Here is a 25,710-nt window from a genome sequence, read left to right on the forward strand (position 1 = left end):
ACATGAAGCTCATTCACCTCACCGATCTCCATATTGCGGTAAACCGACCCGAGCCCGCGCTCGCGGGCACTGCGGACAGAACCCGCCAGGCTATTGCGGAAATCAACGCCCTGCATGGTGATGCCGAACTGTGCATCATCACCGGGGACATCGTGGCCGATCCGGATCCGGCCTCCTACGATCTCGCGCAGGACATCATTTCCGAACTGTCCATGCCGACAGTCGGCCTGTTGGGGAACCACGATGACCGCGACATGGCCCGCCGCCAACTGTCGTGTGTTGCCGAAACCAGCGATGGCTTTCTGCAACAGGCGATCCCGACATCTCGCGGCCTGTTTCTGACCCTGGACACCCTCGCAGAGGGAACCCACGCAGGCATGCTTTGCGACAAACGCCTGGAGTGGGTGTCTCAACACCTCTCTGCGCATCCTGGTCCGGTCTGGATCTTCATGCACCACGCCCCCTTCGCCACCGGTCTTGCAGCGATGGACAGCATCGGCCTTGATCGGGACGCCGCGAACAAACTTGGTGATCTGCTCACGAAACATGGCAATGTCGCGCATCTGTTCTTTGGCCATTATCATCGCCCGATGTCGGGCGTGTGGCGTGGCATCCCGTTCTCGTCTCACCGGTCCATGATGCTGCAATGCGCCCTCGATCTGGTCACCGAACACGAGGTCAACGCAATCTACGAAGAGCCGCAGTATGCCGTGGTTCTGGCCGATGATGAGCGCACCGTCGTCCACTACCACGATTTTGCGGCAAACGCCGTTCGCGTGAGCATGGGGTCCGCAAGCGGTTAGGGCAGGGACCTGACATATCCCTGTCGCAAATCCAGACTAGGACAGTCCTCGTAAGTGCGACCTTTGCGCTCCGGTAACACATTCTGCCTGCCGCCCCGCGGGCGGGATGTGTTCTGTCGATTCCCGCTTTTTGTGCATGATCGGAAACAAAAAGTGGGACATTTCAGGTCGTGTTTGGGCGCTAACGTGGGCAATACCCTTAAAAACAAAGTCTATTGTCCTAGTCAGCCTCTGGGATTTTGATATACAGGCGGCTCTAACGTCCCGGTGACTTCAACAGGCAGAGACTTCCACCTTGTTTGATCTACCCGCGCTGCGCGCAACGCTTTCCGAACATTACGACCTCACTCCCTCCGCGGAAATCGCCGAAGAACTTGGCGACATCTACGAGCGGATGGACCGGGTTGTTCCCCCCGCCGATTTCGCGATCTACGCGCCTTACATCAAGGCGATCAACCAGCTCAAGAAAGAGCGTAACGCGGTCATTCTCGGTCACAACTACATGACGCCCGAGATTTTCCACGGTGTTGCAGACTTCGTGGGCGACAGCCTTCAGCTGGCCATCAAGGCCACCGAGGTCGAGGCTGACGTGATCGTCCAGTGCGGCGTGCACTTCATGGCGGAAACCTCCAAGATCCTCAGCCCCGACAAGATCGTACTGATGCCTGACATGGAGGCCGGGTGCTCGTTGGCCGAGTCGATCACCGCCGAAGGGGTCGAGGAAATGCGCGCCAAGTATCCCGGCGCCCCCGTGGTTTCCTACGTCAACACCACCGCCGAGGTGAAAGCCGCCTCCGACATCTGCTGCACCTCGTCCAACGCGGTCCAGATCGTCGATGCGATGGAAAGCGACACGGTCATCATGACCCCTGACCAGTACCTCGCACAGAACGTTGCCAACGAGTCCAAGAAGAACGTCGTCTTCTGGCCCGGCTCCTGCATCGTGCACGAACTCTACACCGCCGAAGATCTGCGCGCCTACCGTGACTATGATCCGGAAGTGAAGATCATTGCGCACCCCGAATGCACCCCCGCCGTTGTCGCCGAAGCCGATTTCGCGGGCTCGACCAGCGGTATCATCAAGTGGGTCCACGACAACAAGCCCGCCAAGGCCATGCTCGTCACCGAATGTTCGATGGCTTCGAACATCTCGGACGAACTGCCCGAGGTCGAATTCGCCAAGCCCTGCAACATGTGCCCCTACATGAAGAAGATCACCCTCGAAAAGGTGCTCTACGTTCTTCACACCATGGAGAACCAGGTCGAGGTCGATCCCGAGATGGCAGACAAGGCCCGCCAGTCGGTCGAGGCCATGATCGACCTAAGCCGCAAGCTGGGGATCTGATCGCCCGATGAAAACCGTCACGACCGACCGCATCGTCATCGTCGGTGCCGGCTTGGGAGCGCTTTATGCCGCGCTCAAGCTGGCGCCGCGTCCGGTCGTGATGATTTCCCCTGAACCCCTTGGCGAAGGCGCATCTTCGGCCTGGGCGCAGGGGGGCGTTGCCGCCGCGATGGACGCCAAGGACAGCCCGCAATCCCACGCCGCCGATACCGAACGCGCCGGGGCAGGAACGGTTGATCCGGTTGTCGCCGATCTCGTGACCCGTGAGGCGCGGGAATATATCTTCGACCTCACCACTCTTGGCACCCCCTTCGATCGCACGCCCGATGGCGGCTATGTCCTGAGCCGCGAAGCAGCCCACAGCTTTGCCCGCGTCGTACGCGTCAAAGGCGATCAGGCCGGGGCCGAGATCATGGCCGCACTGATCGAACAGGTCCGGGAAACCCCGTCAATTCAGGTGCTTGAAGGCACGATGGCGGTGGATCTCGAAGTGTCCGACGACCGCATCACCGGCGTTGCCATCCAGAAGTCAGACGAAAATCGCTCGGCCCCCATCATGCTGCGTGGCGCGGCCTTCCTGCTGGCTGGTGGCGGCTCTGGCGGGCTCTATGCCCTGACCACCAACCCCCACCGCATTCGTGGACAGGTGATCGGCATGGCCGCCCGCGCAGGAGCCGAAATCTCCGACGCCGAATTTGTCCAGTTCCACCCGACCGCGATGGACGTCGGCGAGGACCCTGCACCGCTGGCCACCGAGGCCCTGCGCGGGGAGGGGGCGATCCTTATCAACAAGGACGGCCACCGCTTCATGACCGACATCCACGCCGACGCCGAACTGGCCCCGCGCGACGTGGTGGCCCGCGCGATCTATGCCCAGAAGCAGGCAGGCAATCGCCCCATGCTCGACACCCGCGCGGCGCTGGGCGAAAAGATCAAGACCCAGTTCCCGTCGGTCGCGGAATACTGTGCCCGCAACGGGATCGACCCCGCGCAAGAGCCGATCCCGGTTGCCCCCGCCGCGCACTACCACATGGGCGGCATCACCACCGACACCAAGGGCCGCTCCACGCTGGAAAACCTCTGGGTCTGCGGCGAAGCCTCGAGCACCGGCCTGCACGGGGCCAACCGTCTGGCCTCCAACGGCCTTCTCGAAGCCCTTGTTTTCGCACGTGTCTGCGCCCTGAACATCGCCGATAAAGTCTCCTGCAACGAGGCCGCACCGCTGGACCTCATGTTCGAGGAAGGTGGCGAAGCCCCCGATGCCGAAGCGGTTGCAACCCTGCGCAACACCATGACTGATCTGGTCGGTGTGGTGCGCAACGGTGACGACCTGCGCAGGGCGCTGCACACTATCGCGGCCCTCGAAGCGGCCAGCACAAGCCGTGCTTTTCTCAACATGTGCGCCACCGCCACCCTGATCGCCGCCGCCGCCCTCAAGCGTGAGGAAAGCCGCGGCGCCCACGAGCGGTCTGATTTCCCCGAACCACTGCCCGGACCGGGCAAACGGTCCCGCCTGATGTTGACCACCGCGCTCGCCATTCGGGCGCAGGCTTGCAAGGATCTGTCATGAGCTATGCCACCCTCCCTGATCTTGTTCTGGAACCCGTCGTGCGCAACGCGCTGATGGAGGATCTTGGCTCCTACGGTGACGTCACCACCCGCGCGGTTATTCCCGCAGGCACCACCTACAATGCCGCCCTGAACGCCCGTGAAGATGCGGTTGTCTCGGGCATGCAGATCGCGGCCCTGGCGTTCCGCCTTGTCGATCCCACGCTCGACATCACCACCCACATCGCCGACGGCCAGCCCTGCAAAAAGGGCGACGCGCTGATGACGATTAAAGGTTCTGCGGCCTCGATCCTGTCGGGCGAGCGCGTGGCGCTGAACTTTGCGGGCCGCCTGACCGGCATCGCCACCAAGACCGCCGGTTTCGTGGCAGAGACCAAGGGCACCAAGACCCGCGTCACCTGTACCCGCAAGACCACCCCGGGCCTGCGCATCGTCGAAAAGCTCGCCGTGTTGCACGGTGGCGGCTTCAATCACCGCTACTCGCTCTCTGATGCCATCCTGATCAAGGACAACCACATCGCCGCCGCCGGCGGGGTGAGGGCGGTTCTTGAGGCCACCAAAGCCCACGCCAGCCACATGATGGCCGTCGAAATCGAAGTCGACCGCCTTGATCAGCTGGCCGAGGTGCTCGAAGTCGGTGGTGCCTCCGTGGTGCTGCTGGACAATATGGACAACGACATGCTGCGCGAGGCTGTGGCGATGGTTGACGGTCGCATCCAGACCGAAGCCAGCGGCAATGTCACGCGTGAGCGCATCGCGTCGATTGCGGCCACGGGCGTCGATTACGTCTCGTCCGGTGCGCTGACCCATTCGGCACGCACCGTCGATCTTGGCCTCGATTTCTGATCCCGCGCCCCGCGAAACCAGACACAGACAGATCACAATTTAATCGCCCGGCGCCACCGTCGGGCCGATCATGCCTGCCGTGCGATCTCGTGACCGCGCGAGGCGAAGTTCATCGTGCAAAACATTGTTCCGAAAACAAAAACAGGCGCTCGAGGCGCCTGTCTTCGTCAACGTTTACCATGTCATACATGGTAAGAATGGTGGGCGACCTTGGAATCGAACCAAGCGTGAGTCGCCTCGAGGGAGTTACAGTCCCCTGCCACACCTTGCGGCCTGTCGCCCACTTAGCAGTGCCTTGCGGCCCTTGCGTGAGGGGCTGATTATAGGGCCTTTCAGGGAGCGTCAACAAGAAAATCGCTTGCAGTGGCCGCCTTCTGCACGCATTGGTAAAACCTCTAAGAAAACAGCGGATCAGAGCGATGAAAAAACCCAAATGGGTCGTTGAAAAGGAACAGGCCAAGCGCAAGGCAGCGGCCGAAACCGTGTGGCTTTTCGGATTGCACGCGGTGCGCGACGCGCTCCTGAACCCGGCACGCGAGAAACTGCGCCTTGTGGTGACAAAAAACGCCTCGGACAAGCTGGCTGACGCGATTGCCGAGTCGGGAATCACGGCCGAAGTCGTCGATTCGCGAAAGTTCAACGTGCCGATCGATCCGCAATCCGTACACCAGGGGGCCGCGCTTGAGGTAAAACCGCTCGATTGGGGCCGTCTGGTGGATCGCGCCATCGGCACCGAGGACCGCCCCCAGCGTCTCGTGCTGCTGGATCGTGTCACGGATCCGCACAACGTCGGGGCCATCCTGCGCTCGGCCGAGGTGTTCGGCGCGCTGGCCGTGATCGGCACCCGCCACCATTCCGCCCCCGAAACCGGCGCTCTGGCCAAAACCGCCAGCGGTGCACTCGAGCGGCAACCCTACCTGCGCCTGCGCAACCTCTCGGATGCGATCGTTGAACTGCAGCAGATGGGCTATCTCGTGCTTGGCATGGACGGGGAGGCCGAACAGACCATTGAACAGGCGCTCGAGGGCAAGCTGGACGCCCCTGTCGCGCTTGTGCTTGGTGCCGAAGGTCCGGGCCTGCGCCAGAAGACCAAGGAAACCTGCGACGCGCTGGTACGGATCGACTTTGCCGGCGGTTTCGGATCGCTCAACGTTTCCAACGCTGCCGCTGTGGCGCTTTACGCATCGCTGCCGCACTAGCGGAAAATTTTGTGCGCAAGGCTCCAAACGGGGCCTTAGCACCCTACATTGGGTCAAACACCGGCACAGACGCGGAGCAGACCTATTCCACACAACGCCAAGATCGCAACCTGCAACTATTGTGGCACCCGTGCTGCCCTCGTGCTGACCGGCGACACCCGCCACGAGCTGGCCTGCGCCTCCTGTGGCGCGCCGTTGCATGATTTGAAACACCTGCCCGCCGCGCCGAAACGGGAAAAGCCGCGCGAAAAGGTCAAGGTGGTGCATGTGCCGGCCTACCGCGACAAGCCGGAAAAGAAGGCGAAGAAGGTCAAGAAAACCAAGCGGCGCAAGGGCTGGTCCCAGCGCTTCATGGAAGAGGTCTTTGACGTGGTCGAAGATATCTTTGATTGACCCGCGACGCCGTTGATCAATCGTTCACAGGTTCTTTACCAGCCCTTTAAATCTGCGATCTCACCCCTAAATTGAACTGTGAGAGAGGCAGAAACGGAACTTCTGCTTCTCACTTCACTGTCCCTCGTTCCGTAACTATGCGCCCAAGGGTCTCCTTGGGCGCTTTTTTATTCTTCAAAAGACGGCTAGCGTGCCTGCATGAGTTATTCCGACGATCTTCTGAAATCCGTCCTGACCCGCACCAAATGTGTGGCGGTTGTGGGCGTGTCCATGAATCCGGTGCGCCCGAGCTACTATGTGGCGCGCTACCTTGGTCTCAAAGGCTACCGCGTGATCCCGGTCAATCCGGGCCATGCGGGCAAGATGCTGTTCGGGGAAACCGTTGTTGCCAGCCTCTCGGAGATCGACGCCCCCGTCGACATGGTCGACATCTTCCGCCGCTCAGAGGCCGTGCCACCCATCGTCGACGAGGCGCTGGAGGCCTTTCCAAACCTCAAGACCATCTGGATGCAGATCGGGGTGGAACACGCCGAGGCGGCGGCAAAGGCCGAAGAGCGCGGGGTCACGGTGATCCAGAACCGTTGTCCCAAGATCGAATACCAGCGCCTGTTCGGAGAGCTGCGCATGGGTGGTTTCGCAACAGGGGTGATCAGCTCGAAACTGTGATGGCCGGTTGGTGAGGCGGGCAGGGGGCTTTGCCCCCTCTTGGCGTTGCCAATTCACCCCCAGGGTATTGGCACCAAGAAGAAATCAGCCCTTGGGACGGTTGGCCTTTTCCGTGATGCCGCTGGTGCCCTGGCGGCGCGCCAGTTCCGCGAGCACCTCGTCAAGGCCCACGCCGCGCGATTGCAGCATCACCAGCAGGTGAAACAGCACATCTGCGCTCTCCGAGATCAGCCCCTCGCGGTTGTCCTTGACCGCTTCGATGATGGCCTCAACGGCCTCTTCGCCGAATTTCTCGGCGCATTTCTCCGGGCCCTTGGCCAGCAGTTTGGCTGTCCAGCTCGACTCGGGGTCGGCCTTGGCACGTTCAGCAATGGTTGCGGCGAGATCAGTCAAAGTGTTCATTGCAGCCTCATCGGAATGCCGGCATCGACCATGTGCTGTTTGGCTTCCTGAATGGTGTATTCGCCAAAGTGGAAGATCGACGCTGCCAGCACCGCGCTTGCGCCGCCCTCGGTGACACCGTCGACAAGGTGGTCCAGCGTCCCGACACCGCCCGAAGCGATCACGGGGACATCGACGGCGTCGGATATCGCCTTGGTCAGGGGCAGGTTGAAGCCCGCCTTGGTGCCGTCGCGGTCCATCGAGGTCAGCAGGATTTCACCAGCGCCTTTTTCCACCACCAGCTTGGCAAATTCCACGGCGTCGATGCCGGTGGATTTACGTCCGCCGTGGGTGAAGATTTCCCATTTTCCGGGGCTCACCGTCTTGGCATCGATCGCCACGACAATGCACTGGCTGCCGAATTGCGCGGCGGCCTCGGCGACCACGTCGGGGTTGGCGACGGCGGCAGAGTTGAAAGAAACCTTGTCGGCGCCGGCAAGCAGCAAGCGGCGCACATCCTGCACCGTGCGCACACCGCCGCCCACTGTCAGCGGTACGAAACACTGTTCGGCGCAGCGCTGCACCATGTCGATCATCACGCCACGGTTGTCATGGGTCGCGTGAATGTCGAGGAAACAGATTTCATCCGCCCCCGCCGCGTCATAGGCGCGTGCGGCCTCGACCGGATCACCGGCATCGCGCAGGCCAACAAAGTTCACACCTTTGACCACGCGGCCATCGGCAACATCAAGACAGGGGATCAGACGGGTTTTCAGCATCACAAGTCCTTTGACCGCAGGCGTATTTGCCTTGTCTCTACTGTGTCGCTTGCAAGGATGCAATCACGCTGCGGCGCGGGCGATGCGACGCATTGCATCTCGCACGATCAAAACGTGAAACGGCATGACAACCGCGAGGTAGATATGCCCCATCAGGTTGTTGCGATGCACCCATGTGCCCATATGGATCCGGCCGTCCTGGCGACGCAGGCAAATCCGGAAATCCAGATGCCTGTCATCGGTGCCAAGGATCAGCTCGTCAGCATCGCTATAGGTCTGGGGAAAGATGGCATTTCTGCCGGTGTCCGAGGCCTCGGTCTTGAGGCCGAAGGGCTTCATCAGAACGTTGCGCAACCGCAATAGCCCCGCGGCCCACCCGGGCATGGAAAATGCGATTGCGGCGGCCTCTTCGGGCGACAGCGGGCTTTGCACCGCATAGCCATCGGTAAAATCACCCGGCGCTACGTGGTGCCACCAATGGGCATCCCTGGGGATCGGGGTTTTCAGGATATCCGCCAAATCGGGGCCTCCCTTGCAGAAAAGGCATTTACCACCTTTCCCACGACCTAAGGACGCCCCGGCCGGCGATCAAGTCATGCTTTCATGACTTTCAGTGCTTCGGTCAAGTCGATCGCCCCGTCATAAAGCGCGCGCCCCGAGATCGCACCGTTCAGCGGCGCACCGCAGGTCTTGAGATTGCGCAGATCTTCAAGGGACGACACGCCGCCCGAGGCAATCACCGGAATCGAAACCGCATTGGCAAGGTCTGCCGTGGCCTCGACGTTTGGCCCCTTCATCGCGCCATCGCGCATGATGTCGGTATAGATAATGGCCGCAACCCCCGCATCTTCGAAGGATTTCGCAAGATCGTTCACCATCACGTCGGTTTCTTCGGCCCAGCCCTTGGTAGCCACCTTGCCGTTGCGCGCATCGATGCCCACGGCGACCTTGCCGGGGAACTCGCGGGCCGCCTCGCGCACCAGATCGGGGTTTTCCACTGCCACCGTGCCAAGGATGACGCGGGCCAGCCCCTTGTCGATCCAGTTTTCGATGGTCTTCATGTCGCGAATGCCGCCACCCAGCTGAGCGGGCACCTTGGTTTGCTTCAGGATCTCTTCAACCGGCGCCGCGTTCACCGGCTCGCCCGCAAAGGCACCGTTCAGGTCAACAAGGTGCAGCCATTCGCAGCCCGCTTTCACGAACTCCAGCGCCTGCGCAGCAGGGTTCTCGTTGAACACTGTCTCCTGCTCCATGTCACCATGTACGAGACGCACGGCATTTCCGTCTTTGAGGTCGATGGCGGGATAGAGGATCATGGGGCACCCAGTCTTGCAGATATCATCGCAGGTGCTTTGGCACGGCATCGCCGGAAATGCAACGTGACCCCAAGTCAGGCTTGATCGAAAATGGCGACTGTCTCAAGATTTTCCCAATCAACGGGAGGAACAACATGAAAAAGATGGCTCTGGCCACTGCGATGGTCCTGATCGGGGCAGGGGCTGCCCTTGCCGATCCGGTCTACGGCACCTGGAAAACCACGCCGGATGACAACGGCAACTTCGGCCATATCAAGGTCGCGGCCTGCGGCGCCAAGATCTGCGGCACGCTGGTCAAATCCTTCGGCCCCGATGGCAAGCCGCTCAACTCGCCCAACAACGGCAAACAGATCATCTGGAACATGGAGAACAAGGGCGACGGCAACTATGGCGGCGGCAAGGTCTGGTCCCCGGACCGCGATAAGACCTACAACTCCAAGATGGTGCTCAAGGGCAACTCGCTTGGCGTCAAGGGCTGCGTGCTGGGCATCTGCCGTGACGGTGGCAAGTGGAGCCGCGTTAATTAAGGGGTGAACAGCCCCATCTGAACCGGGATCACCGCGTATCCCTTCTCCAGCTTGAGCGCCTTCTGGCGCTCGGCTTCTTTCTGGGCCTCGGAAAACTCGGGCAAATAGGTCCGCTCTTTCTGACCGGTCTTGCCGATCGGCCCCCATTCCCGCTCAAGACACCAGTCCCCGAACAACGTCTTCGTCACGCGCAGAGCGTAATAGCGCTTCTGGCGTTTCGTGTGGTTGAACTTTTCAAGCCGGATATGCAAATCACGCGCCCTTTGTTCACGTCGGGACCCTAGCTATGGCGACATCCCGGCATGAAGTCCATCTTCCAACGCATCGCAAAGCTTCACGAAAGAAGGAGCGTGCCCCATAGGACACGCTCCTTTCGCGTTTCACACCCGCCAACGGAAGACGAAGGTGCAAAACGCGCCTGCAAGAGCTCCCCGTGCTCCTGCGAAGCCGGACTCAGACCGCGCCGGTATATTCGCCGCGGGCCGGGTAGTTGTTGGCAATTGCGAAATCGAGCGCACCGACCAGCTCCGAGAAATGCGGGCGTACGAAAGGCATGGTTTGCACCGAGCCATAGTAGAGGGTCTGCTCGGGCGTCACCATGAACAGGCCCGGCTCCGAGAACAGCGCCGGCTCCTCAATGCCGATCGAGGTCTTGCCGCGCGACGTGGAGATATAAAGCCCCCAGTCCCTGGCCACCGAAAGCGGCAGGTCATAGGCAAAGCGCAGGGCCTTGGCGTCGATCTTCTCGGCCATCTGGCGGGTCCGCTCTTCCCCGTCCGAGCTGACCGCGATGCAGGTCACACCCCGTTCTGCGAAATCCGCAACCCGCTTTTCAAGTTCTTTGAGATAGTTCGCGCAGATCGGGCAGTGCAGTCCGCGATAGAAACAGATCACCGTACCGCGCTCGGAGGATTCCGAGGCGAGGTCAAAGGTGCCGTTGTCCAGGGTCGGCAGGGTCAGGCCGGGGGTCTTCTGGCGAGGGATAAGCATGGGTGCTCCTATGAATGAATGTCCTTGAAGCCTGTTATGTCAGGGGTTAATGTTCAATAAATCCGAAATACCGTACCGGAACACCGATTTATATGGACCGCCTGACCACGCTTGTTGAAAGATTTCACCTCTCCGTGCAGGGCGCACCCTTGCCCGACGCCAATCTCGTCGCCTTCGCCGCGGCCGATGGCACCCCGGCGCGTGTGACCTTCTACGTCTCGAAAAACTGTGGCCTTGAAGAGGCCGCCGGTGTGATCTTCTCTGCTCATGTCGACTGGTCCGGACCCGCCAATCCGCTGCTCGCGGCCTTGCCCGCGCAGGTCGACTTCGACCTGACCACGCAGGAAGACACCCGTGCCCTGGTGTCACTCATGTCGGAAGAAGCGCGGGGAAACCGCTGCGGTGCGCAGACCGTGATCAATCGCCTGGGCGAGGTTCTGATGGTCCGCCTGTTGCGCGACCAGATCGAACGCGGCACCACCGAGGCCGGGCTTCTGGCTGGTATGGCCGATCCGCGGCTGCACCGGGCCATCGTTTCGATCCACGATCACCCCGAGCGGCTCTGGTCAAATGCCGACCTTGCCGAGGTGGCCGGGCTGTCCCTGTCGCGTTTTGCGGAACTCTTTGGCCAGATCGTTGGCGAAACACCTATGGGATACCTGCGCCGCTGGCGTCTGATCCTTGCGCGACAGGATGTGCTGCGCGGTGACCGGATTGACGCCGTGTCCCGCCGCTATGGCTACGGCTCCGCCGAAAGCTTTACCCGCGCCTTTCGCAAGGCCTATGGCACGGCCCCTTCGGCGCTCAGACCGTCCTGATCTTCTTCTTGTGCAAATACCCCGGGGGTTTGGGGGCAGCGCCCCCAAGCTGCCTTATGGGGTCCAGCGCAGGAAATTCCCGATCATGCGCAGGCCGACATGCTGGCTCTTTTCCGGATGGAACTGCATGCCAAGCATGGTGTCCCGGCCAATGATGGCTGTCACGTCACCGCCATAGTTCACATGGGCAATGCGCTCTTCGGCTTTTGCCACGTGGAACTGGTAGGAGTGCACGAAATAGGTGTGGTCGCCGGTCTCGACACCGTCCAGAACCGCATGGGGGCGTTCGATCACCAGATCATTCCACCCCATGTGCGGCACTTTCAATGCCTTGTCTTCCGGCGTGATCTTCTGCACATCACCCGCAACCCAGCCAAGACCGGCTGTTTCTTCGTATTCGTGACCCGTGGTCGCCATCAGCTGCATGCCGACACAGATGCCAAGGAACGGCCGGCCTTTCTGCTCGACCGCCTCGATCATCGCATCATAGATGCCCTTGTGGCCGCGCAGTTCCGCGGCACAGGCCGGAAACGCCCCGTCACCCGGCAGGACAAGCCGGTCGGCCTTGGCCACGACATCCGCATCCGAGGTCACGACGACGTCGCCCCCGTCCACTTCCCGCGCCATGCGCTGGAATGCCTTCTCGGCCGAGTGCAGGTTGCCGCTCTCGTAGTCAATGATTGCAGTCAGCATCTGGCTTACAGCGCCCCTTTGGTCGACGGAATGGCATCTGCCTTGCGCGGATCGGTCTCGACCGCGTCCCGCAGCGCACGGGCCACGGCCTTGAAGGTGGCCTCGGCAATGTGGTGGCTGTTGAAGCCGTGAATCTGGTCCACGTGCAGGGTGATCCCGCCGTGGGTCGACAGCGCCTGAAAGAACTCGCGCACAAGCTCGGTATCAAAGGTGCCGATCTTCTGGGTCGGCATCTCGACGTTCCAGATCAGGTAGGGACGCGCCGACAAATCGAGCGCCGCGCGCACCTGCGCGTCATCCATCGGCAGGTGACACGCCGCATAGCGGCGAATGCCCTTCTTGTCGCCAAGCGCCTGAGTCAACGCCTGACCCAACGCGATGCCCACGTCTTCGACGGTGTGGTGATCGTCAATGTGGTAATCGCCCTTGGCGCGGATGGTCATGTCGATCAGCGAATGGCGCGACAGCTGGTCCAGCATGTGGTCGAAGAACCCCACGCCGGTCTGGTTGTCATACACCCCGGTGCCGTCGAGGTTGATCTGCACCGTGATTTCGGTTTCCGCCGTTGTGCGGCTGACCTCTGCGCTGCGCATCTGTCGTGATCCTTGTTTGTTGCGAGGCCCTTATAGGCGGCACATGGGCACAGGCCAAGAGGACAAGCTGTCAATTCCCCGAACCCGTGCCAAATGCGCCATTGCGTAGCTGGTATCCTCAATGTGCCTGGTTGACAGGACAGGCACACGATCCGGCATTCTGACGGTGTGACAGCAGACAGGAAAGGGGCCTCTCATGGCAACCCGGCAGGAACAGAACAAGGCCAACGCGATGGCGTTCTACGACATGATGTTCAACCAGAACAAACCGCGGCAGGCGATCACCACCTATGTGGGGGATCACTATATTCAGCACAATCCGCATGTTGGCGACGGCAAAGAGGCCTTCGTCGCATATTTTGAGCGCATGGCGTCTGAGTATCCGGACAAACAGGTGCACTTCAAACGCGCGATTGCCGAGGGCGACTACGTGGTGCTGCATTGCCACCAGATCTGGCCGGGGGACGAAGATTACGCCGGAATTGACATCTTTCGCTTCGATGAAAACGGCAAGGTTGTCGAACATTGGGACGTTCTCCAGATCGTCCCTTCAGAAAGCGCCAATGACAACGGCCTTTTCTAAGTCTCTGACATATTTCAAAAATAACATGTGAGCGCTGCCGGTTCCCGGCTCCGACCGAGTCGCTTTTGTCGCATTTCGTGCCGCGCCCGAGATGATTCCATACCGTTGCGTATAGTTTTTGCCCAAATCGTGGTCGGTTTGTGCGTTTTGTGTCGCAAAAAGGCACAATCATACCGCTGGCAAACCAATGCAAACGCCGAACAGACGAAAGGATGGCCGGAATATTCAACAGCAGGGAGTAACGCGTATGTCTATAAAACCCCCATTCACGGATCTTGAGATCCGCAAGGCCGCAAGCGGCTTCTACCAGGGGCACAGCCTCGCAATCGCCTTTCTCAGCAAGGGCATCATGGTGGCACTGGTCATCTGGGCACTGGTCTGGCCGGCAAATGCCAACGGTGTTCTGGGCAGCCTGAACTGGGCCCTCCTTGAAGGGTTCAACGCCTTCTACATCATCATTGTCGGCCTGTTTGCGTTCTTCCTCTTTATCGTGGCCCTACTGCCGCAAACCGGCAAACGGATCATGGGCACCCCCGGCGAAAAGCCCGAGTTCTCGAACTTCTCCTGGTTCTCGATGATGTTCGGTGCCGGTCTGGGTGTCGGCCTGATGGTCTTTGCAACTGCCGAGCCGCTGGGCCTCTGGGGGTCGAACCCCGTTGTTGTCGCCGGCGATGTAGCTGGCAACACCGAAGCGGCGCTGACCTCCGGCTTCCGCTACACCTTCCTGCACTACGGCTTCCACGCCTGGGCGATCTATGTGGTGACCGGCCTGTCGTTGGCCTACTACGCCTATACCCGTGACATGCCGCTGACCATCCGCTCCGCGCTGACGCCGCTGTTCGGCAAGCTGATGAACGGCTTCCTCGGCCACGTCGTCGACGTTCTGGGTGTGGTTGCGACCATTCTCGGCGTGTCGGTCACCATCGGCTTTGGCGTCTCGCAGTTCATCGACGGCCTCTATGCGATCACTGGCATGGAGTGGATGATGGACATGACCGGGGACGCACCCGCGCCGGCCACCGTTGGCCTGATTGCCGGTCTTCTCGTGATCATGAGCCTCTCGATCATTTCGGCCGTGTCGGGTGTTGGCCGCGGGGTGAAGTACCTCTCCAACCTCAACCTCGTACTCTCGATCATCCTGCTGCTGACCTTCGTTGTCTTCGGCTCGTTCCTGTTCGCAATGACCACCTATGCCTCGGCGATGGTGGACTACATCCTGAACTTCATCTCCCTGAGCTTCGAAGCCTACAACCCCCAGTCGGTCGAGGCCTTCTCGGCAGCCCTGCCTGAAGCCGCCCAGCCGCACGCCGCCGCCCTCGCGGATGGCGCGCGCAACGCCTGGGGCAGCTATGACGGCTTTGTTGCTGGCCTCAGCGGTGATGCAGCCGCCCTCGACGAAGACACCCTTCGTGCAGCCTATGACGCCGGCGCCGACCAGCGTCTGTTCGGCTGGCAGGCTGGATGGACCACCTTCTACTGGGCCTGGTGGATTGCCTTCTCGCCCTTTGTCGGCCTGTTCCTGGCCCGCATCTCCAAAGGTCGTACCGTGCGCGAGTTCATCATCGGCTGCGTCTTCGCCCCGGCACTGGTCTGCTTTGCCTGGATGACCATCCTCGGTGGCACCGCGATCGATCTGGAGCTGACCGGCAACGCAGAAGGGGCCATCATCGGCGCGTCCAACACGGCCAAACTGTTCGTGACCTTGGGCCAGATGCTCGAAGGCGGTCTGTTGTCGGCAATCACCGTGATGTGCGTTGTGCTGATCCTGACCTTCCTTGTCACTTCGGCTGACTCGGGCATCCTCGTGATGAACACCATCATGTCGGGCGGTGATCAGGAGATCGGCAATAAGCACAAGATCATCTGGGGCCTGATCCTGACCTCGGTCATCGGTGCGCTGTTGCTGGCGGCTGGTGAAAACAACCCGCTGGATGCGCTGCGCAATGCGATGATCATCGGTGCACTGCCGTTCACCATGGTCATGGGCCTGATGTGCGTCTCGCTCGCCAAGGCGCTGTTCCGCGACCAGAAGCGTGACGCCGCCGCGTCCACGGCTGCCGCAGAATAAGCAAACAAGCATCAAAGCCGGGCAGGGGAGATCCTGCCCGGTTTTTCTATCCGCGCGTTCCGTTGATCCAGACATCCCGGATCGCCCGGTCATCGCCCATCATGATCGTCGGGAACAGAGCTTCCCAAATATCCTCGGCGCGGTTCGTGCGTTGTGCGATATCGGGGGTAGAGGCCAGATCCAGCACCACCAGATCGGCTTCCATGCCTTCCGCGACATTGCCGATCTTGTCTTCCATATGCAGCGCCTTGGCCGATCCCGCCGTACCCAGCCACAAAAGCTGTGCCGCATGCAGCGAATTGTGCCGCAGATGCGCCACCTCATAGGCCGCAGCCATGGTGCGCAGCATTGAAAAGCTTGATCCGCCGCCCGTGTCCGTTGCCAGACCCACACGCTGGCCATCGGCCATCAACCCGCCCATGTCGAACAGGCCCGAGCCGATAAAGGTGTTTGAGGTCGGGCAATGGATCAGGCCCGCGCCAACCTCTCGAAGTCGCGCCTTTTCACGCTCTTCCAGGTGGATGGCATGACCATAAAGGCCCTTTTCACCAAGCAGCCCAAAGGCCTCGTAGGTATCCAGATAATCGCGTGCTTCGGGGAACAGGCCCTTGACCCACTCGATTTCGTCGGTCTGTTCGCTCAGGTGGGTCTGCATCAGGCACTCGGGATGTTCCGCCCACAGGTCGCCAAGCGCCCGCAGTTGCTCGGGTGTCGAGGTCGGGGAAAACCGCGGCGTGATCGCATAAGAAATCCGGTCGACGCCGTGCCATTTCTCGATCAGCGCCTTGCTCTGGTCATAGGCCAGCTGCGCCGTATCGCGAAGCCCCTCGGGTGCATTGCGATCCATGCAGGTTTTGCCAGCCACCACTCGCTGTCCACGTGCGCTTGCCTCGCCAAAGAAGGCATCCACCGATTCCGGATGGATGGTGCAATAGCTCACCATCGTCGTCACGCCATGCGAGCGGGTCAGGTCAAAATACAGCTTTGCCATCTCGGCGGCATAGGCCGGATCGCCAAAACGCATTTCTTCGGGAAAGGTATAGCTGTTCAGCCAGTCGATCAGCCGCTTGCCCCAACTCGCGATGATACCGGTCTGCGGATAATGCACGTGCGCATCGACGAACCCGGCGCAGATCAGCCCGTCACCGTAATCCACCACGTCGGCCTGTGGATGGGCTGCGCGCAGGTCATCGCCTTCGCCCACGGCCGCGATCTTGCCGTCTTCCACCAGAACACCGCCGCGCCGCCGGAAAACCGCCGCGTCCTCGACGGCCATGTCGAACGGGTTGCCTGTGAACCCCAGCGTCTGCCCCAGCAAAAGCACTGCCTTGCTCATCCCTGTCTCCTTGCATTCGCGCATTCCGAGTCTAAAGCCTTTCGGGGTATACGGGAAGCGACCACCGCTCGAAACGCCCCATCTGAAATAGGTGTTTAAAGGGTTTCCAGAAAATCCTGCCGCCCCCTTGGGCCACATGCCCGAAGATTGTGAAAAATCTCGAAAATTCCGTCGCTTTCCGTTGAGTTTCCCCCGAATTTTCCCCTATTGTCCGGCCACGAGCAGAACACTTGGAGGGTGAACCATGAGCCAAGCGACCGACCAGATCACCCCCGAAGTCGAAGCCGACGAAGACGTCTACGCGCTCGATCCCAAGGTTGTCTCCGCGATCCTCTACGCGGTGGAGGTTCACGACAAGGACCAGCTGACCGCGCTGATGGACCCTCTGCACCCGGCCGACATCGCCGACGTGCTGGAACAGATCAACGCCTTTGACCGTCGCCGCCTGATCGAACTCTATGACCGTGAATTCGACGGTGACATCCTCTCGGAACTGGATGAAAACATCCGCGAAGAGGTCATGTCGGTCCTGAAACCCGACGTCCTTGCCGAAGCGGTGCGGGATCTTGATTCCGATGACGTTGTCGACCTCGTCGAAGACCTTGATGAACCCCAGCAGGAAGCCATCCTCGAGGTTCTCGAAGATGCCGACCGTGTCGCCGTCGAACAGGCGCTGTCCTATCCCGAGGAATCCGCTGGTCGTCTCATGCAGCGCGAAACCGCGTGGGCACCCGAGCATTGGAACGTGGGGCAATGTATCGACTACCTTCGCAATGCCGACGACCTGCCGGAACAGTTCTACCACGTGATCCTTGTCGACCCGCGCATGCGCCCCATCGGCAATGTCACGCTGGGCCGCATTATGGGCTCGCGCCGCGAAGTCCTGCTCAAGGACATCATGGAAGAGATGTTTCAGGTCATCCCCGTCTATCAGGACGAGGAAGACGTGGCCTATGCCTTCAACCAGTACCACCTGATCTCGGCCCCGGTTGTTGATGAAAACGAACGCCTCGTGGGTGTGATCACCATCGACGACGCCATGATCGTTCTGGACGAGGAGCACGAGGAAGACATCCTGCGCCTTGCCGGTGTTGGCGAAAGCTCGATGTCCGACACGGTTGTCGACACCACCAAACAGCGCCTGCCGTGGCTTGCCGTGAACCTTGTGACCGCGATCCTTGCATCGCTGGTGATCGCCCAGTTCGAAGACACCATTGGCCGCTTTGTCGCCTTGGCCGTCCTGATGCCGATCGTCGCTTCGATGGGCGGCAATGCCGGCACCCAGTCGCTGACGGTTGCGGTGCGCGCCATTGCCACCAAGGACCTTACCGGCGCCAACGTCTGGCGCGTGATCCGTCGAGAATGCCTTGTCGGCCTGTTCAACGGCCTCGCCTTTGCGGTCGTGATGGGCGTTGTTGGCGTCATCTGGTTCGGCTCTGCCCAGCTTGGCTATGTGATAGCTGTCGCGATGGTGATCAATCTGGTCGTGGCCGGGCTTGCCGGAACGGTCATTCCGGTGTTGTTGGAAAAGGTCGGCGTTGACCCGGCCCTGGCCTCCGGCTCTTTCGTGACAACGGTCACGGATGTTGTCGGCTTCTTTGCCTTCCTGGGGCTTGCCGCCGCCGTTCTGACCTAAGAAAAACGAGGAATTTCATGGATCTGACCGAGATCAAGGCCGCCGCCCGCAAGGCCGCCTTTGCCCGCCGCAAAGAGGCGTTTCACGCCGCTGCACCCGGCCAGTCCGCCCATCTTTCCGAAGTCCTCGCAGGCTATCGCGGCGTGCCCGTCGCGGGCTACATGCCGATCCGGACCGAGATCAACCCGCTGCCCGCCATGGCCGAAGCCGCCGCGCACGGCCCCGTCGGCGTGCCGGTCATTCAGGGCGAGGCGATGCCACTGGAGTTTTCCCGCTGGGAACCCGACGGCCCCCTGCGCGAAGGCCCCTTCGGTGCGCAGGTGCCGGTCGAGGACAATTACTTTGATCCCGAGATCGTCATCGTCCCGCTGGTGGCCTTCGATGCCAATGGCGGCCGTCTGGGCTATGGCGGCGGCTTCTACGACCGCACCCTCGAACGCCTGCGCGCCCGCCGCGCCACGCTCGCCATCGGCTTTGCCTTCGACGCACAGGAAGCCGAGAGCCTGCCGCTTGAGCCCACCGACCAGCCGCTCGACATGATCATCACCGAAAGCGGCGTGCGTACGTTCAAATAGCCACGCTCAAGGGTGCGCAGTTTGACCTGAGATCGATATGCGCATACCTTATGTGCATACGTTGCTGACGGGGTCACCATGCAAACCGCCACCAAGAAACCCACTAACCTCACTCTTGATCAGGGACTCTTGAAAGAGGCCCGCTCTTTCGGCGTGAACCTGTCACAGGCTGCTGAGACGGGCCTTCGTCAGGCTGTGAAAGAGGCCAAGGCAGAGCATTGGAAAAAGCAAAACGCAACGGCGCTGCAAAGCTCGAACGCTTGGGTTGAGGAAAACGGTCTCCCGCTTCAGAAATACCGCGCCTTCTGATGGCACGCTTCGACGTCAGCCCCAATCCCGATGGGAACGGATATCTGCTCGACGTTCAAAGTGATCTCCTGGAGCAACTGAATACCCGGGTCGTGGTGCCCCTTATGCCTTTGGGCGACGCGCCAGAACCGGCAAAGCGCCTAAATCCGGTTTTCACAATCGATGGAACACCACATGTTATGGTCACCCAGTTTCTGGCCGCGGTACCCACCGCGCAACTACCACCCCCGGTGGTGAATGTCGCGGAGCGCTCTGGCGAGGTGATCAACGCGCTCGACATGGTGTTCGTCGGGTTTTGAACGGCCCGCCGCAAGGCGGGTTTGCAGCCCGCGCATCCTATCCCCCCTATACAAACCCGCGCCAATGGGCTAAGGCGCGGGCTTTACCGCTCCCCGAGATGGCCAGATCATGATCGCCCCCGTGGCAAGGGTCATGCGACGCTGCCTTGATGGCACCCCCGGATAGACAAAGAAGACACCGTCGTGAAAAACGCCCTTCAGACCGCGCTGGACAAACGCGGCTACACCTCGCTCACCCCCGTGCAAGAGGCCATTCTCAACCCCGAGTACGAAGGGGCGGACCTGCTGGTTTCGGCCCAGACCGGTTCTGGCAAGACGCTGGCGTTCGGCATGACCATCGCGCCCACCATTCTGGGCGAAGAAGAGGTCTTTGGCCCGGCCGCCGCACCGCTGGCGCTCGTCATCGCGCCAACCCGTGAACTGGCCCTTCAGGTCAAGCGCGAGCTCGGCTGGCTCTATGCCGAAGCGGGTGTCTTTGTGGCCTCCTGTGTCGGTGGCATGGACATGCGCGATGAACGTCGCGCCTTGGCGCGCGGCGCGCATATCGTTGTCGCCACACCGGGCCGCCTGCGCGACCACATCATGCGCGAAAGCATCGACCTCTCGCAAATCCGCGCCGTGGTTCTGGACGAGGCCGACGAGATGCTTGACCTCGGCTTCCGCGAAGACCTCGAATTCATCCTTGGCGAAGCGCCCGAAGACCGCCAGACCCTGTTGTTCTCGGCCACGGTCCCGAAATCCATCGCCGCGCTGGCCCAAAGCTACCAGCGCGACGCCATCCGCGTGGTTGCCAAATCCGAAGCGACCCAGCACGCCGACATCGAATACCGCGCGATGCTGGTGGCCGACCGCGACGTGGACAACGCCGTCATCAACACGCTGCGTTACTACGAGGCACCCAACGCCATCGTCTTTGCCAACACACGCGCCATGGTCAACCGCCTGACCACGCGCCTGTCGAACCGTGGTTTTAACGTCGTTGCGCTCTCCGGTGAACTCTCGCAAAGCGAACGCACCCATGCGCTGCAAGCCATGCGCGACGGTCGGGCGCAGGTCTGCGTGGCCACCGATGTGGCGGCTCGCGGCATCGACCTACCGAAACTCGATCTCGTGGTGCACGCCGAACTGCCGTCGAACCATGAAACCCTTTTGCATCGCTCGGGCCGTACTGGTCGGGCAGGGCGCAAGGGCGTCAGCGCGCTGGTTGTGACTAAGAAAAGCCGTAAGAAGGCCGAGCGCATCCTTGGCTGGGCCAAGCTTACGGCAGAATGGAACAACGCGCCCTCTGCGGATGAGGTCAAGGCCCGCGACGAGGAACGCATGTTTGCCGATCCGGTCTGGGCGGAACCCATTGCCGAAAGCGATCTCGACACCGTCACCAAGCTGACCGAGGCCTTCAGCGCCGAGCAGATCGCCGCCGCTTACCTGCGCCTTTTGCACTCGATTCACACCGCGCCGGAAGAGCTGTCCGAGTTCGAAAAGAAACGCCCCCTGCACAAGGATTTCGGGCCAAGCGTCTGGTTCTCGATCGAAGGCGGTCATGACGCCGGGGCCGAGCCGCGCCGTGTCCTGCCGATGCTCTGTAAGATGGGAGACATCACCAAGGATGACATCGGCGCAATCCGCGTCCAGAAGGATCAGACCTACGTCCAGATTCTCGAGGCCAGTGTCGACGGCTTCCTTGCCGCCATCGGCGCCGAGATGAAAGTCGAAGATGGCGCCGCTCTGACACGTCTCGCCGAAGAGCCCAAACTTGCCCCGCAAGGCGGCAAACCGCGCTTTGGCGGCAAGCCGTCGGGCAAGTTCGGCTCCAAGCCGCATCGTGGTAAACCGCGCAAGGACGACGGATACAAGCCGCGCCCACCGCGTGAGGATGCCAAGGGCGGCGAGGGCGAGACCCGAAAGTCCAAACCGGGCAAGCCGCCCCGCAAAGCCGATCCCGACGTACACCGCGCGGCGAAACCACAGGGTAAGCCGCAGGGCAAACCACAAGGCAAACCCGGCAAACAGGGCGGCAACGACATGCCGCGCCGGGCCAAGTCAGATGCGCCATCGAAACCGCGCAAGCCCAAAGGCCCGCCGCCGCCCGTCGGCAAGCCCAACAGCAAGAAAAACAAGGCCCGCGCTGCGGCGGCTGCCAAGGCCAAGGCCGCAGAAAAGCGCAAGGGCGGCCGCAAGTAACCCGCCATAACGTCAGGTCGCGTCCCTTTGGCGCGTTAAAACCGCATCGCGACCTGTCGTGCCCTCTTGCCCGTGCGCAGCCAAACGGCTACGGCATGGGGCCATGAAAATTCTTTTTTTGGGCGATGTCATGGGGCGTGCGGGGCGCGCTGCCGTGAAAGATACTCTGCCGCGGCTTCGTGAAGACTGGCGGCTCGATTTCGTAGTAGTCAACGGCGAGAACGCCTCGAACGGCATGGGGCTCAGCGCCGACCATGCCAAGATCCTGCTGGATGCCGGGGCCGATTGCATCACCCTTGGCGATCACGCCTTCGACCAGAAAGACATGATGCAGTTCATCCAGACCGAACCGCGCATCATTCGCCCGCAGAACTATGCCCACGGTGATGTGCCGGGGCGGGGATACCGCGTCTTCGAGGCACGCGGCGGACGCAAGGTGCTGGTGGCACAGGTGCTGGGCCAGGTCTTCATGAAGCGCCCCTTCGATGATCCGTTTTCTGCGATTGACACGATCCTGCGCAAGCATCCGCGCGGCGGCATGGTGCAGGCCTCCATCGTCGATGTGCATTGCGAGGCGACCTCGGAAAAGATGGGGATGGGCCACTTCTGTGATGGCCGTGCCTCGCTCGTGGTCGGCACCCACACCCACGTTCCCACGGCTGACACCCAGATCCTGCCGAACGGCACCGCTTTCCAGTCCGATGCCGGCATGTGCGGAGACTACAATTCGGTGATCGGCATGGAAAAAACCGAACCCATGCGCCGCTTTGTCACCGGTATGCCCAAAGCCCGCTTTACGCCCGCCTTGGGCGAAGCCACGCTGTCCGGTGTCTATGTGGAAACCGACGATCGCACTGGTGCGGCCACCCGTATCGAAATGGTCCGTCAGGGCGGACGCCTCACGCAGGCCGGACCTGCATGAACCAGCGGCACTTCTTCGCCATCCTGCTCCTGCTCGGGTCGGGGTGGGGGCTGACCATCCCGCTGACCAAGGTCGCCGTCAGCGAAGGCTACGAACCGCTTGGCCTGATCTTCTGGCAGATGGCCATCGGTGCCGTCGCGCTTGGCCTGTTCCGCGTGATCCGGGGCAAACCCGTCGGTATGCCACGGGGCAAGCTGTGGTTCTTCCTGATGGTGGCGCTGCTGGGAACGGTCCTGCCGAACACCTTCTCCTTCCGCGCCGCGGCGCATCTCCCGGCAGGGGTGATGGCGGTCTGCATCTCCTTGGTGCCGATCTTTGCCTTTCCCATCGCGATGGCCCTGCGCACCGACAGTTTCGACTGGCTGCGCCTTGGCGGGCTGGCTGCGGGCCTTGCCGGCGTTGTGCTTCTGGTCGGCCCCGACAGCCTGCCCGAAGCCGGCATGGCACTTTGGATTCCCATCGCACTGGTCGCCCCGCTTTGCTACGGGCTCGAAGGCAATATCGTGGCCAAGGTCGGCATGCAGGGTCTTGGCCCCGGCCATGTGCTCTTTGGGGCGTCCGTCCTCGGAGCGATCATCGCCCTGCCGCTGGCCATTGGCTCAGGCCAGTTCATCGACCCGCGCACCGAATGGAATGCGCCCGAGTTTGCAATTCTCGGGGCGGCGGTCATCCACGTGGCCGTTTACACTGGCTATGTCTGGCTGGTTTCACAGGCTGGCGCAGTCTTTGCGTCGCAAGTCGCTTATGTCGTAACCGGCATGGGCGTAATCTGGTCCATGCTCCTGTTGTCCGAACGCTACTCGGGTTGGGTATGGGCCTCTTTGCTTCTTATTCTTGTTGGAATGTTTATGGTACAGCCCCGGCGCAAGGATGTGCTTGCCTCCTAGGTGGGCATCGGCAATTGTGATCGCAGGCAAATTTCGGAAGACGAATGGACCTTTTTGATTTCTCTCAGACAACTCAAGCATACCTCGCCATGGGCGTCGTGGTGTGCATGTTCGCCCTTTTCATGCGCGAAGCCTATCCGGCAGAGGTGGTTGCCATCGCAGGCGCATCGGTGCTGCTGATCCTTGGCCTTCTGCCCTATGACGAGGCGCTGCACGTCCTGTCGAACCCGGCCCCCTGGACCATTGCGGCGATGTTTATCGTCATGGGCGCGCTGGTGCGCACAGGGGCCCTCGACTGGTTTACCCAACTCGCGGAATCCCAGGCCGAACGCAGCCCGTTAATCGCGATTGGCGCCCTCATGGGGTTCGTGATGATCGCCTCTGCTTTCATGAACAACACCCCCGTTGTGGTGGTCATGATCCCCGTGTTTATTCAGCTCTCGCGCAAACTGGGCGTCTCGGCCAGCAAGCTGCTGATCCCGCTGTCCTATGCGGCGATCCTCGGCGGCTGTCTGACCCTTATCGGCACCTCGACCAACCTGTTGGTTGACGGTGTGGCCCGTTCGCGCGGCATGGAACCCTTCACCATTTTCGAGGTCACGCCGCTGGCTGCGATCCTCGCGCTTTGGGGCGCGTTTTACCTCAGCGTCATCGCCCCCCGCCTGTTGCCCAGCCGAGGCAGCATGTCCGACCTCCTGTCCGACAAGGCCTCGAAGAAATTCTTCACCGAAGCCGTGGTGCCGCCGGAATCCAACCTGATCGGGCGTGAAGTCACCGGTGTTCAGCTGTTCAAACGCGACGGCGTGCGCCTTGTCGACGTGATCCGCGGCGATGCCTCGCTGCGCCGCAACCTTGATGGTGTCACCCTTCAGGTTGGCGACCGTGTGGTCCTGCGCACGAAGATGACCGAACTTCTGAGCCTGCAACGCAACAAGAGCCTCAAGCGCGTCGATCAGGTTTCGGCCGTTGAAACCACCACCGTCGAAGCCCTCATCACGCCAAACTGCAAGATGGTTGGCCGCCGCCTTGGCGAACTGCGTCTGCGCCGTCGTTTCGGTGTCTACGTCATCGCTGCGCACCGTCGCGACAAGAACATCGGCCGCCAGCTTGACGACCTGATGGTTCAGCCCGGTGACACGCTGCTTCTCGAAGGCTCTCCGGAAGACATTCAGCGCCTGTCGACCGAGATGAACATGCTCGACGTGTCCAAACCCACGGACCGTGCCTACCGCCGCAGCCATGCGCCCCTGGCAATTGGTGCGCTGGCGGGCATCGTGGCTCTCGCGGCCTTTGGTGTCGCCCCGATCCTGCTCCTCGCGGTTCTGGCAATGGCGCTGGTCTTCCTGACCCGCTGTATCGACAGTGACGAGGCCTTCGGCTTTGTCGATGGGCGCCTGCTTGCCCTGATCTTCGCCATGCTGGCGGTGGCCACGGCGCTCGAGACCTCGGGCGCGATCGAGCTGATCGTACATGCCATCACGCCCTATATCGCGGAACTCTCGCCGTTCTTCATCGTCTGGTCGATCTACCTTCTGACCTCGGTGCTGTCGGAAACCATCAACCACGCGGTTGCGGTTGTTCTGACGCCGGTGGCCATCGGTATTGCCACCTCGCTTGGCATCGACCCGCGCCCGCTTGTCGTGGCCGTGATGATCTCGGCAAGCGCCACCTTCGCGACACCGATCAGCTACCAGACCAACATGATGGTCTATGGCCCCGGCGGTTACCGGTTTACCGACTTCATGAAGGTGGGCATCCCGCTCAACCTCAGCGTCGGTCTGCTTGCATCACTTCTGATCCCGTTTTTCTGGCCGCTGTGATCCTGGCGGCCAGACCCTTTCCTTCGTCAAAAGGCAACGTGCGTTTGCGAAACCGCGGAATTTCCAAACTCCGCACCTCCGCAATACCGTCACGATACCGACGTAATACCGACGTTGGGTTTTCAGGGCCTCAGACCAGTTAACCCCTTGATTCGAAAAGGGCCGCTCCAAACGGG

Annotated in this window: 28 protein-coding genes and 1 tRNA gene; 19 read left to right on the top strand and 10 right to left on the bottom strand. The window is 61.3% G+C overall.

The genetic code is table 11. The features are described from left to right. Positions 1-2: 2 nt before the first annotated feature. The 4 genes from NNA36_RS07445 (at position 3) to nadC (ending at position 4,563) form a co-directional block, all read left to right on the top strand. Positions 3-803 carry a phosphodiesterase gene (locus tag NNA36_RS07445; protein WP_255105846.1) on the top strand — a complete coding sequence of 267 codons (801 nt, stop codon included), beginning with the start codon at positions 3-5 and terminating at the stop codon, positions 801-803. Between the two features lie 295 nt (positions 804-1,098). Further along, complete coding sequence (gene nadA, locus NNA36_RS07450) at positions 1,099-2,148, top strand: quinolinate synthase NadA (protein WP_255105848.1); 1,050 nt, start codon at positions 1,099-1,101, stop codon at positions 2,146-2,148. 7 nt (positions 2,149-2,155) lie between these two features. After that, positions 2,156-3,718, top strand: coding sequence for an L-aspartate oxidase (locus NNA36_RS07455; protein WP_255105850.1), 1,563 nt, complete (start codon positions 2,156-2,158; stop codon positions 3,716-3,718). Beyond that, on the top strand, positions 3,715-4,563 hold the full coding sequence (nadC, locus tag NNA36_RS07460) for a carboxylating nicotinate-nucleotide diphosphorylase (protein ID WP_255105853.1): 849 nt from the start codon (positions 3,715-3,717) through the stop codon (positions 4,561-4,563). Before NNA36_RS07455 ends, nadC begins: the two co-directional genes overlap by 4 nt. Positions 4,564-4,761: 198 nt before the next feature. On the opposite strand, the gene NNA36_RS07465 is transcribed toward nadC, so the two are convergent. Beyond that, positions 4,762-4,845, bottom strand: a tRNA-Tyr gene (locus NNA36_RS07465). A gap of 137 nt (positions 4,846-4,982) precedes the next feature. Between NNA36_RS07465 and rlmB the strand changes: the two genes are divergently transcribed. The 3 genes from rlmB (at position 4,983) to NNA36_RS07480 (ending at position 6,821) form a co-directional block, all read left to right on the top strand. Beyond that, the gene (gene rlmB / locus NNA36_RS07470) at positions 4,983-5,762 is read left to right on the top strand and encodes a 23S rRNA (guanosine(2251)-2'-O)-methyltransferase RlmB (RefSeq protein WP_255105856.1); all 780 of its coding nucleotides are present in this window, start codon (positions 4,983-4,985) and stop codon (positions 5,760-5,762) included. Positions 5,763-5,810: 48 nt separating this feature from the next. Beyond that, positions 5,811-6,155, top strand: coding sequence for a hypothetical protein (locus tag NNA36_RS07475; protein ID WP_255105859.1), 345 nt, complete (start codon positions 5,811-5,813; stop codon positions 6,153-6,155). 198 nt (positions 6,156-6,353) lie between these two features. Next, on the top strand, positions 6,354-6,821 hold the full coding sequence (locus NNA36_RS07480; protein WP_255105861.1) for a CoA-binding protein: 468 nt from the start codon (positions 6,354-6,356) through the stop codon (positions 6,819-6,821). An 84-nt stretch (positions 6,822-6,905) separates the two neighbouring features. Here NNA36_RS07480 and NNA36_RS07485 read toward each other — a convergent pair whose 3' ends face one another. The 4 genes from NNA36_RS07485 to hisA form a co-directional block, all read right to left on the bottom strand. After that, positions 6,906-7,223 (bottom strand): phosphoribosyl-ATP diphosphatase, encoded by a 318-nt coding sequence (locus tag NNA36_RS07485; protein ID WP_255105863.1) that lies wholly within the window; start codon positions 7,221-7,223, stop codon positions 6,906-6,908. Then, positions 7,220-7,981 (bottom strand): imidazole glycerol phosphate synthase subunit HisF, encoded by a 762-nt coding sequence (gene hisF, locus NNA36_RS07490; RefSeq protein WP_255105865.1) that lies wholly within the window; start codon positions 7,979-7,981, stop codon positions 7,220-7,222. The genes NNA36_RS07485 and hisF overlap by 4 nt, the downstream gene beginning before the upstream one ends. A 63-nt stretch (positions 7,982-8,044) precedes the next feature. After that, complete coding sequence (locus NNA36_RS07495) at positions 8,045-8,500, bottom strand: DUF2867 domain-containing protein (protein ID WP_255105867.1); 456 nt, start codon at positions 8,498-8,500, stop codon at positions 8,045-8,047. 74 nt (positions 8,501-8,574) lie between these two features. Further along, positions 8,575-9,297, bottom strand: a complete 723-nt coding sequence (gene hisA, locus NNA36_RS07500) for a 1-(5-phosphoribosyl)-5-[(5-phosphoribosylamino)methylideneamino]imidazole-4-carboxamide isomerase (RefSeq protein WP_255105869.1) — start codon at positions 9,295-9,297, stop codon at positions 8,575-8,577. A gap of 134 nt (positions 9,298-9,431) precedes the next feature. Here hisA and NNA36_RS07505 point away from each other — a divergent pair, with 134 nt between their 5' ends. Beyond that, positions 9,432-9,824 (top strand): DUF2147 domain-containing protein, encoded by a 393-nt coding sequence (locus tag NNA36_RS07505; RefSeq protein WP_255105872.1) that lies wholly within the window; start codon positions 9,432-9,434, stop codon positions 9,822-9,824. On the opposite strand, the gene NNA36_RS07510 is transcribed toward NNA36_RS07505, so the two are convergent. Next, positions 9,821-10,075: a WGR domain-containing protein gene (locus NNA36_RS07510; protein WP_255105874.1), complete on the bottom strand. Its 255-nt coding sequence runs from the start codon at positions 10,073-10,075 to the stop codon at positions 9,821-9,823. The genes NNA36_RS07505 and NNA36_RS07510 overlap by 4 nt on opposite strands. A gap of 202 nt (positions 10,076-10,277) precedes the next feature. Continuing rightward, on the bottom strand, positions 10,278-10,814 hold the full coding sequence (locus tag NNA36_RS07515; protein ID WP_255105877.1) for a peroxiredoxin-like family protein: 537 nt from the start codon (positions 10,812-10,814) through the stop codon (positions 10,278-10,280). Positions 10,815-10,906: 92 nt separating this feature from the next. Between NNA36_RS07515 and NNA36_RS07520 the strand changes: the two genes are divergently transcribed. Then, positions 10,907-11,632 carry an AraC family transcriptional regulator gene (locus NNA36_RS07520; protein WP_255105878.1) on the top strand — a complete coding sequence of 242 codons (726 nt, stop codon included), beginning with the start codon at positions 10,907-10,909 and terminating at the stop codon, positions 11,630-11,632. Between the two features lie 54 nt (positions 11,633-11,686). Here the strand turns inward: NNA36_RS07520 and hisH are convergent, their stop codons facing one another. Together hisH and hisB are read right to left on the bottom strand one after the other, a co-directional pair. Beyond that, positions 11,687-12,325: an imidazole glycerol phosphate synthase subunit HisH gene (gene hisH, locus NNA36_RS07525; protein ID WP_255105880.1), complete on the bottom strand. Its 639-nt coding sequence runs from the start codon at positions 12,323-12,325 to the stop codon at positions 11,687-11,689. 5 nt (positions 12,326-12,330) lie between these two features. After that, entirely contained in the window at positions 12,331-12,918 is a 588-nt protein-coding gene (hisB, locus tag NNA36_RS07530; protein WP_255105883.1) for an imidazoleglycerol-phosphate dehydratase HisB, read from the bottom strand. 196 nt (positions 12,919-13,114) lie between these two features. On the opposite strand from hisB, the gene NNA36_RS07535 reads away from it, so the two are divergent. Together NNA36_RS07535 and NNA36_RS07540 are read left to right on the top strand one after the other, a co-directional pair. Then, positions 13,115-13,501, top strand: coding sequence for a nuclear transport factor 2 family protein (locus NNA36_RS07535; protein ID WP_255105885.1), 387 nt, complete (start codon positions 13,115-13,117; stop codon positions 13,499-13,501). A 247-nt stretch (positions 13,502-13,748) separates the two neighbouring features. After that, positions 13,749-15,569, top strand: a complete 1,821-nt coding sequence (locus tag NNA36_RS07540) for a BCCT family transporter (protein ID WP_255105888.1) — start codon at positions 13,749-13,751, stop codon at positions 15,567-15,569. A 46-nt stretch (positions 15,570-15,615) separates the two neighbouring features. On the opposite strand, the gene guaD is transcribed toward NNA36_RS07540, so the two are convergent. Next, positions 15,616-16,905, bottom strand: coding sequence for a guanine deaminase (gene guaD / locus NNA36_RS07545; RefSeq protein WP_255105891.1), 1,290 nt, complete (start codon positions 16,903-16,905; stop codon positions 15,616-15,618). A gap of 244 nt (positions 16,906-17,149) precedes the next feature. On the opposite strand from guaD, the gene mgtE reads away from it, so the two are divergent. The 8 genes from mgtE (at position 17,150) to NNA36_RS07585 (ending at position 25,534) form a co-directional block, all read left to right on the top strand. Next, positions 17,150-18,541, top strand: coding sequence for a magnesium transporter (mgtE, locus tag NNA36_RS07550; protein WP_255105893.1), 1,392 nt, complete (start codon positions 17,150-17,152; stop codon positions 18,539-18,541). Between the two features lie 17 nt (positions 18,542-18,558). After that, positions 18,559-19,116, top strand: coding sequence for a 5-formyltetrahydrofolate cyclo-ligase (locus NNA36_RS07555; protein WP_255105896.1), 558 nt, complete (start codon positions 18,559-18,561; stop codon positions 19,114-19,116). A gap of 78 nt (positions 19,117-19,194) precedes the next feature. Beyond that, positions 19,195-19,425 carry a type II toxin-antitoxin system CcdA family antitoxin gene (locus tag NNA36_RS07560; protein ID WP_255105899.1) on the top strand — a complete coding sequence of 77 codons (231 nt, stop codon included), beginning with the start codon at positions 19,195-19,197 and terminating at the stop codon, positions 19,423-19,425. Continuing rightward, complete coding sequence (locus NNA36_RS07565) at positions 19,425-19,724, top strand: CcdB family protein (protein WP_255105901.1); 300 nt, start codon at positions 19,425-19,427, stop codon at positions 19,722-19,724. The genes NNA36_RS07560 and NNA36_RS07565 overlap by 1 nt, the downstream gene beginning before the upstream one ends. Positions 19,725-19,907: 183 nt before the next feature. Further along, a complete protein-coding gene (locus NNA36_RS07570; RefSeq protein WP_255105903.1) occupies positions 19,908-21,905 on the top strand; it encodes a DEAD/DEAH box helicase in 1,998 nt (665 codons plus the stop codon). 103 nt (positions 21,906-22,008) lie between these two features. Next, positions 22,009-22,827 (top strand): TIGR00282 family metallophosphoesterase, encoded by an 819-nt coding sequence (locus tag NNA36_RS07575; RefSeq protein ID WP_255105906.1) that lies wholly within the window; start codon positions 22,009-22,011, stop codon positions 22,825-22,827. Next, complete coding sequence (locus NNA36_RS07580; RefSeq protein ID WP_255105907.1) at positions 22,824-23,714, top strand: DMT family transporter; 891 nt, start codon at positions 22,824-22,826, stop codon at positions 23,712-23,714. Before NNA36_RS07575 ends, NNA36_RS07580 begins: the two co-directional genes overlap by 4 nt. A gap of 44 nt (positions 23,715-23,758) precedes the next feature. After that, complete coding sequence (locus NNA36_RS07585; RefSeq protein WP_255105909.1) at positions 23,759-25,534, top strand: SLC13 family permease; 1,776 nt, start codon at positions 23,759-23,761, stop codon at positions 25,532-25,534. Positions 25,535-25,710 lie beyond the last annotated feature (176 nt).

This window comes from Shimia sp. CNT1-13L.2 (genome assembly GCF_024331145.1).
Lineage (GTDB): Bacteria > Pseudomonadota > Alphaproteobacteria > Rhodobacterales > Rhodobacteraceae > Shimia.

Coding starts and splice junctions, on each gene's coding strand:
- NNA36_RS07520 (WP_255105878.1), top strand. CDS start 10,907: ATGGACCGCCTGACCACGCTTGTTGAAAGATTTCACCTCTCCGTGCAG.
- NNA36_RS07515 (WP_255105877.1), bottom strand. CDS start 10,814: ATGCTTATCCCTCGCCAGAAGACCCCCGGCCTGACCCTGCCGACCCTG.
- NNA36_RS07565 (WP_255105901.1), top strand. CDS start 19,425: ATGGCACGCTTCGACGTCAGCCCCAATCCCGATGGGAACGGATATCTG.
- NNA36_RS07575 (WP_255105906.1), top strand. CDS start 22,009: ATGAAAATTCTTTTTTTGGGCGATGTCATGGGGCGTGCGGGGCGCGCT.
- NNA36_RS07540 (WP_255105888.1), top strand. CDS start 13,749: ATGTCTATAAAACCCCCATTCACGGATCTTGAGATCCGCAAGGCCGCA.
- NNA36_RS07560 (WP_255105899.1), top strand. CDS start 19,195: ATGCAAACCGCCACCAAGAAACCCACTAACCTCACTCTTGATCAGGGA.
- rlmB (WP_255105856.1), top strand. CDS start 4,983: ATGAAAAAACCCAAATGGGTCGTTGAAAAGGAACAGGCCAAGCGCAAG.
- mgtE (WP_255105893.1), top strand. CDS start 17,150: ATGAGCCAAGCGACCGACCAGATCACCCCCGAAGTCGAAGCCGACGAA.
- hisA (WP_255105869.1), bottom strand. CDS start 9,297: ATGATCCTCTATCCCGCCATCGACCTCAAAGACGGAAATGCCGTGCGT.
- hisH (WP_255105880.1), bottom strand. CDS start 12,325: ATGCTGACTGCAATCATTGACTACGAGAGCGGCAACCTGCACTCGGCC.
- NNA36_RS07445 (WP_255105846.1), top strand. CDS start 3: ATGAAGCTCATTCACCTCACCGATCTCCATATTGCGGTAAACCGACCC.
- nadC (WP_255105853.1), top strand. CDS start 3,715: ATGAGCTATGCCACCCTCCCTGATCTTGTTCTGGAACCCGTCGTGCGC.
- NNA36_RS07485 (WP_255105863.1), bottom strand. CDS start 7,223: ATGAACACTTTGACTGATCTCGCCGCAACCATTGCTGAACGTGCCAAG.
- hisF (WP_255105865.1), bottom strand. CDS start 7,981: ATGCTGAAAACCCGTCTGATCCCCTGTCTTGATGTTGCCGATGGCCGC.
- NNA36_RS07580 (WP_255105907.1), top strand. CDS start 22,824: ATGAACCAGCGGCACTTCTTCGCCATCCTGCTCCTGCTCGGGTCGGGG.
- NNA36_RS07535 (WP_255105885.1), top strand. CDS start 13,115: ATGGCAACCCGGCAGGAACAGAACAAGGCCAACGCGATGGCGTTCTAC.
- hisB (WP_255105883.1), bottom strand. CDS start 12,918: ATGCGCAGCGCAGAGGTCAGCCGCACAACGGCGGAAACCGAAATCACG.
- NNA36_RS07505 (WP_255105872.1), top strand. CDS start 9,432: ATGAAAAAGATGGCTCTGGCCACTGCGATGGTCCTGATCGGGGCAGGG.
- guaD (WP_255105891.1), bottom strand. CDS start 16,905: ATGAGCAAGGCAGTGCTTTTGCTGGGGCAGACGCTGGGGTTCACAGGC.
- NNA36_RS07585 (WP_255105909.1), top strand. CDS start 23,759: ATGGACCTTTTTGATTTCTCTCAGACAACTCAAGCATACCTCGCCATG.
- NNA36_RS07555 (WP_255105896.1), top strand. CDS start 18,559: ATGGATCTGACCGAGATCAAGGCCGCCGCCCGCAAGGCCGCCTTTGCC.
- NNA36_RS07480 (WP_255105861.1), top strand. CDS start 6,354: ATGAGTTATTCCGACGATCTTCTGAAATCCGTCCTGACCCGCACCAAA.
- NNA36_RS07455 (WP_255105850.1), top strand. CDS start 2,156: ATGAAAACCGTCACGACCGACCGCATCGTCATCGTCGGTGCCGGCTTG.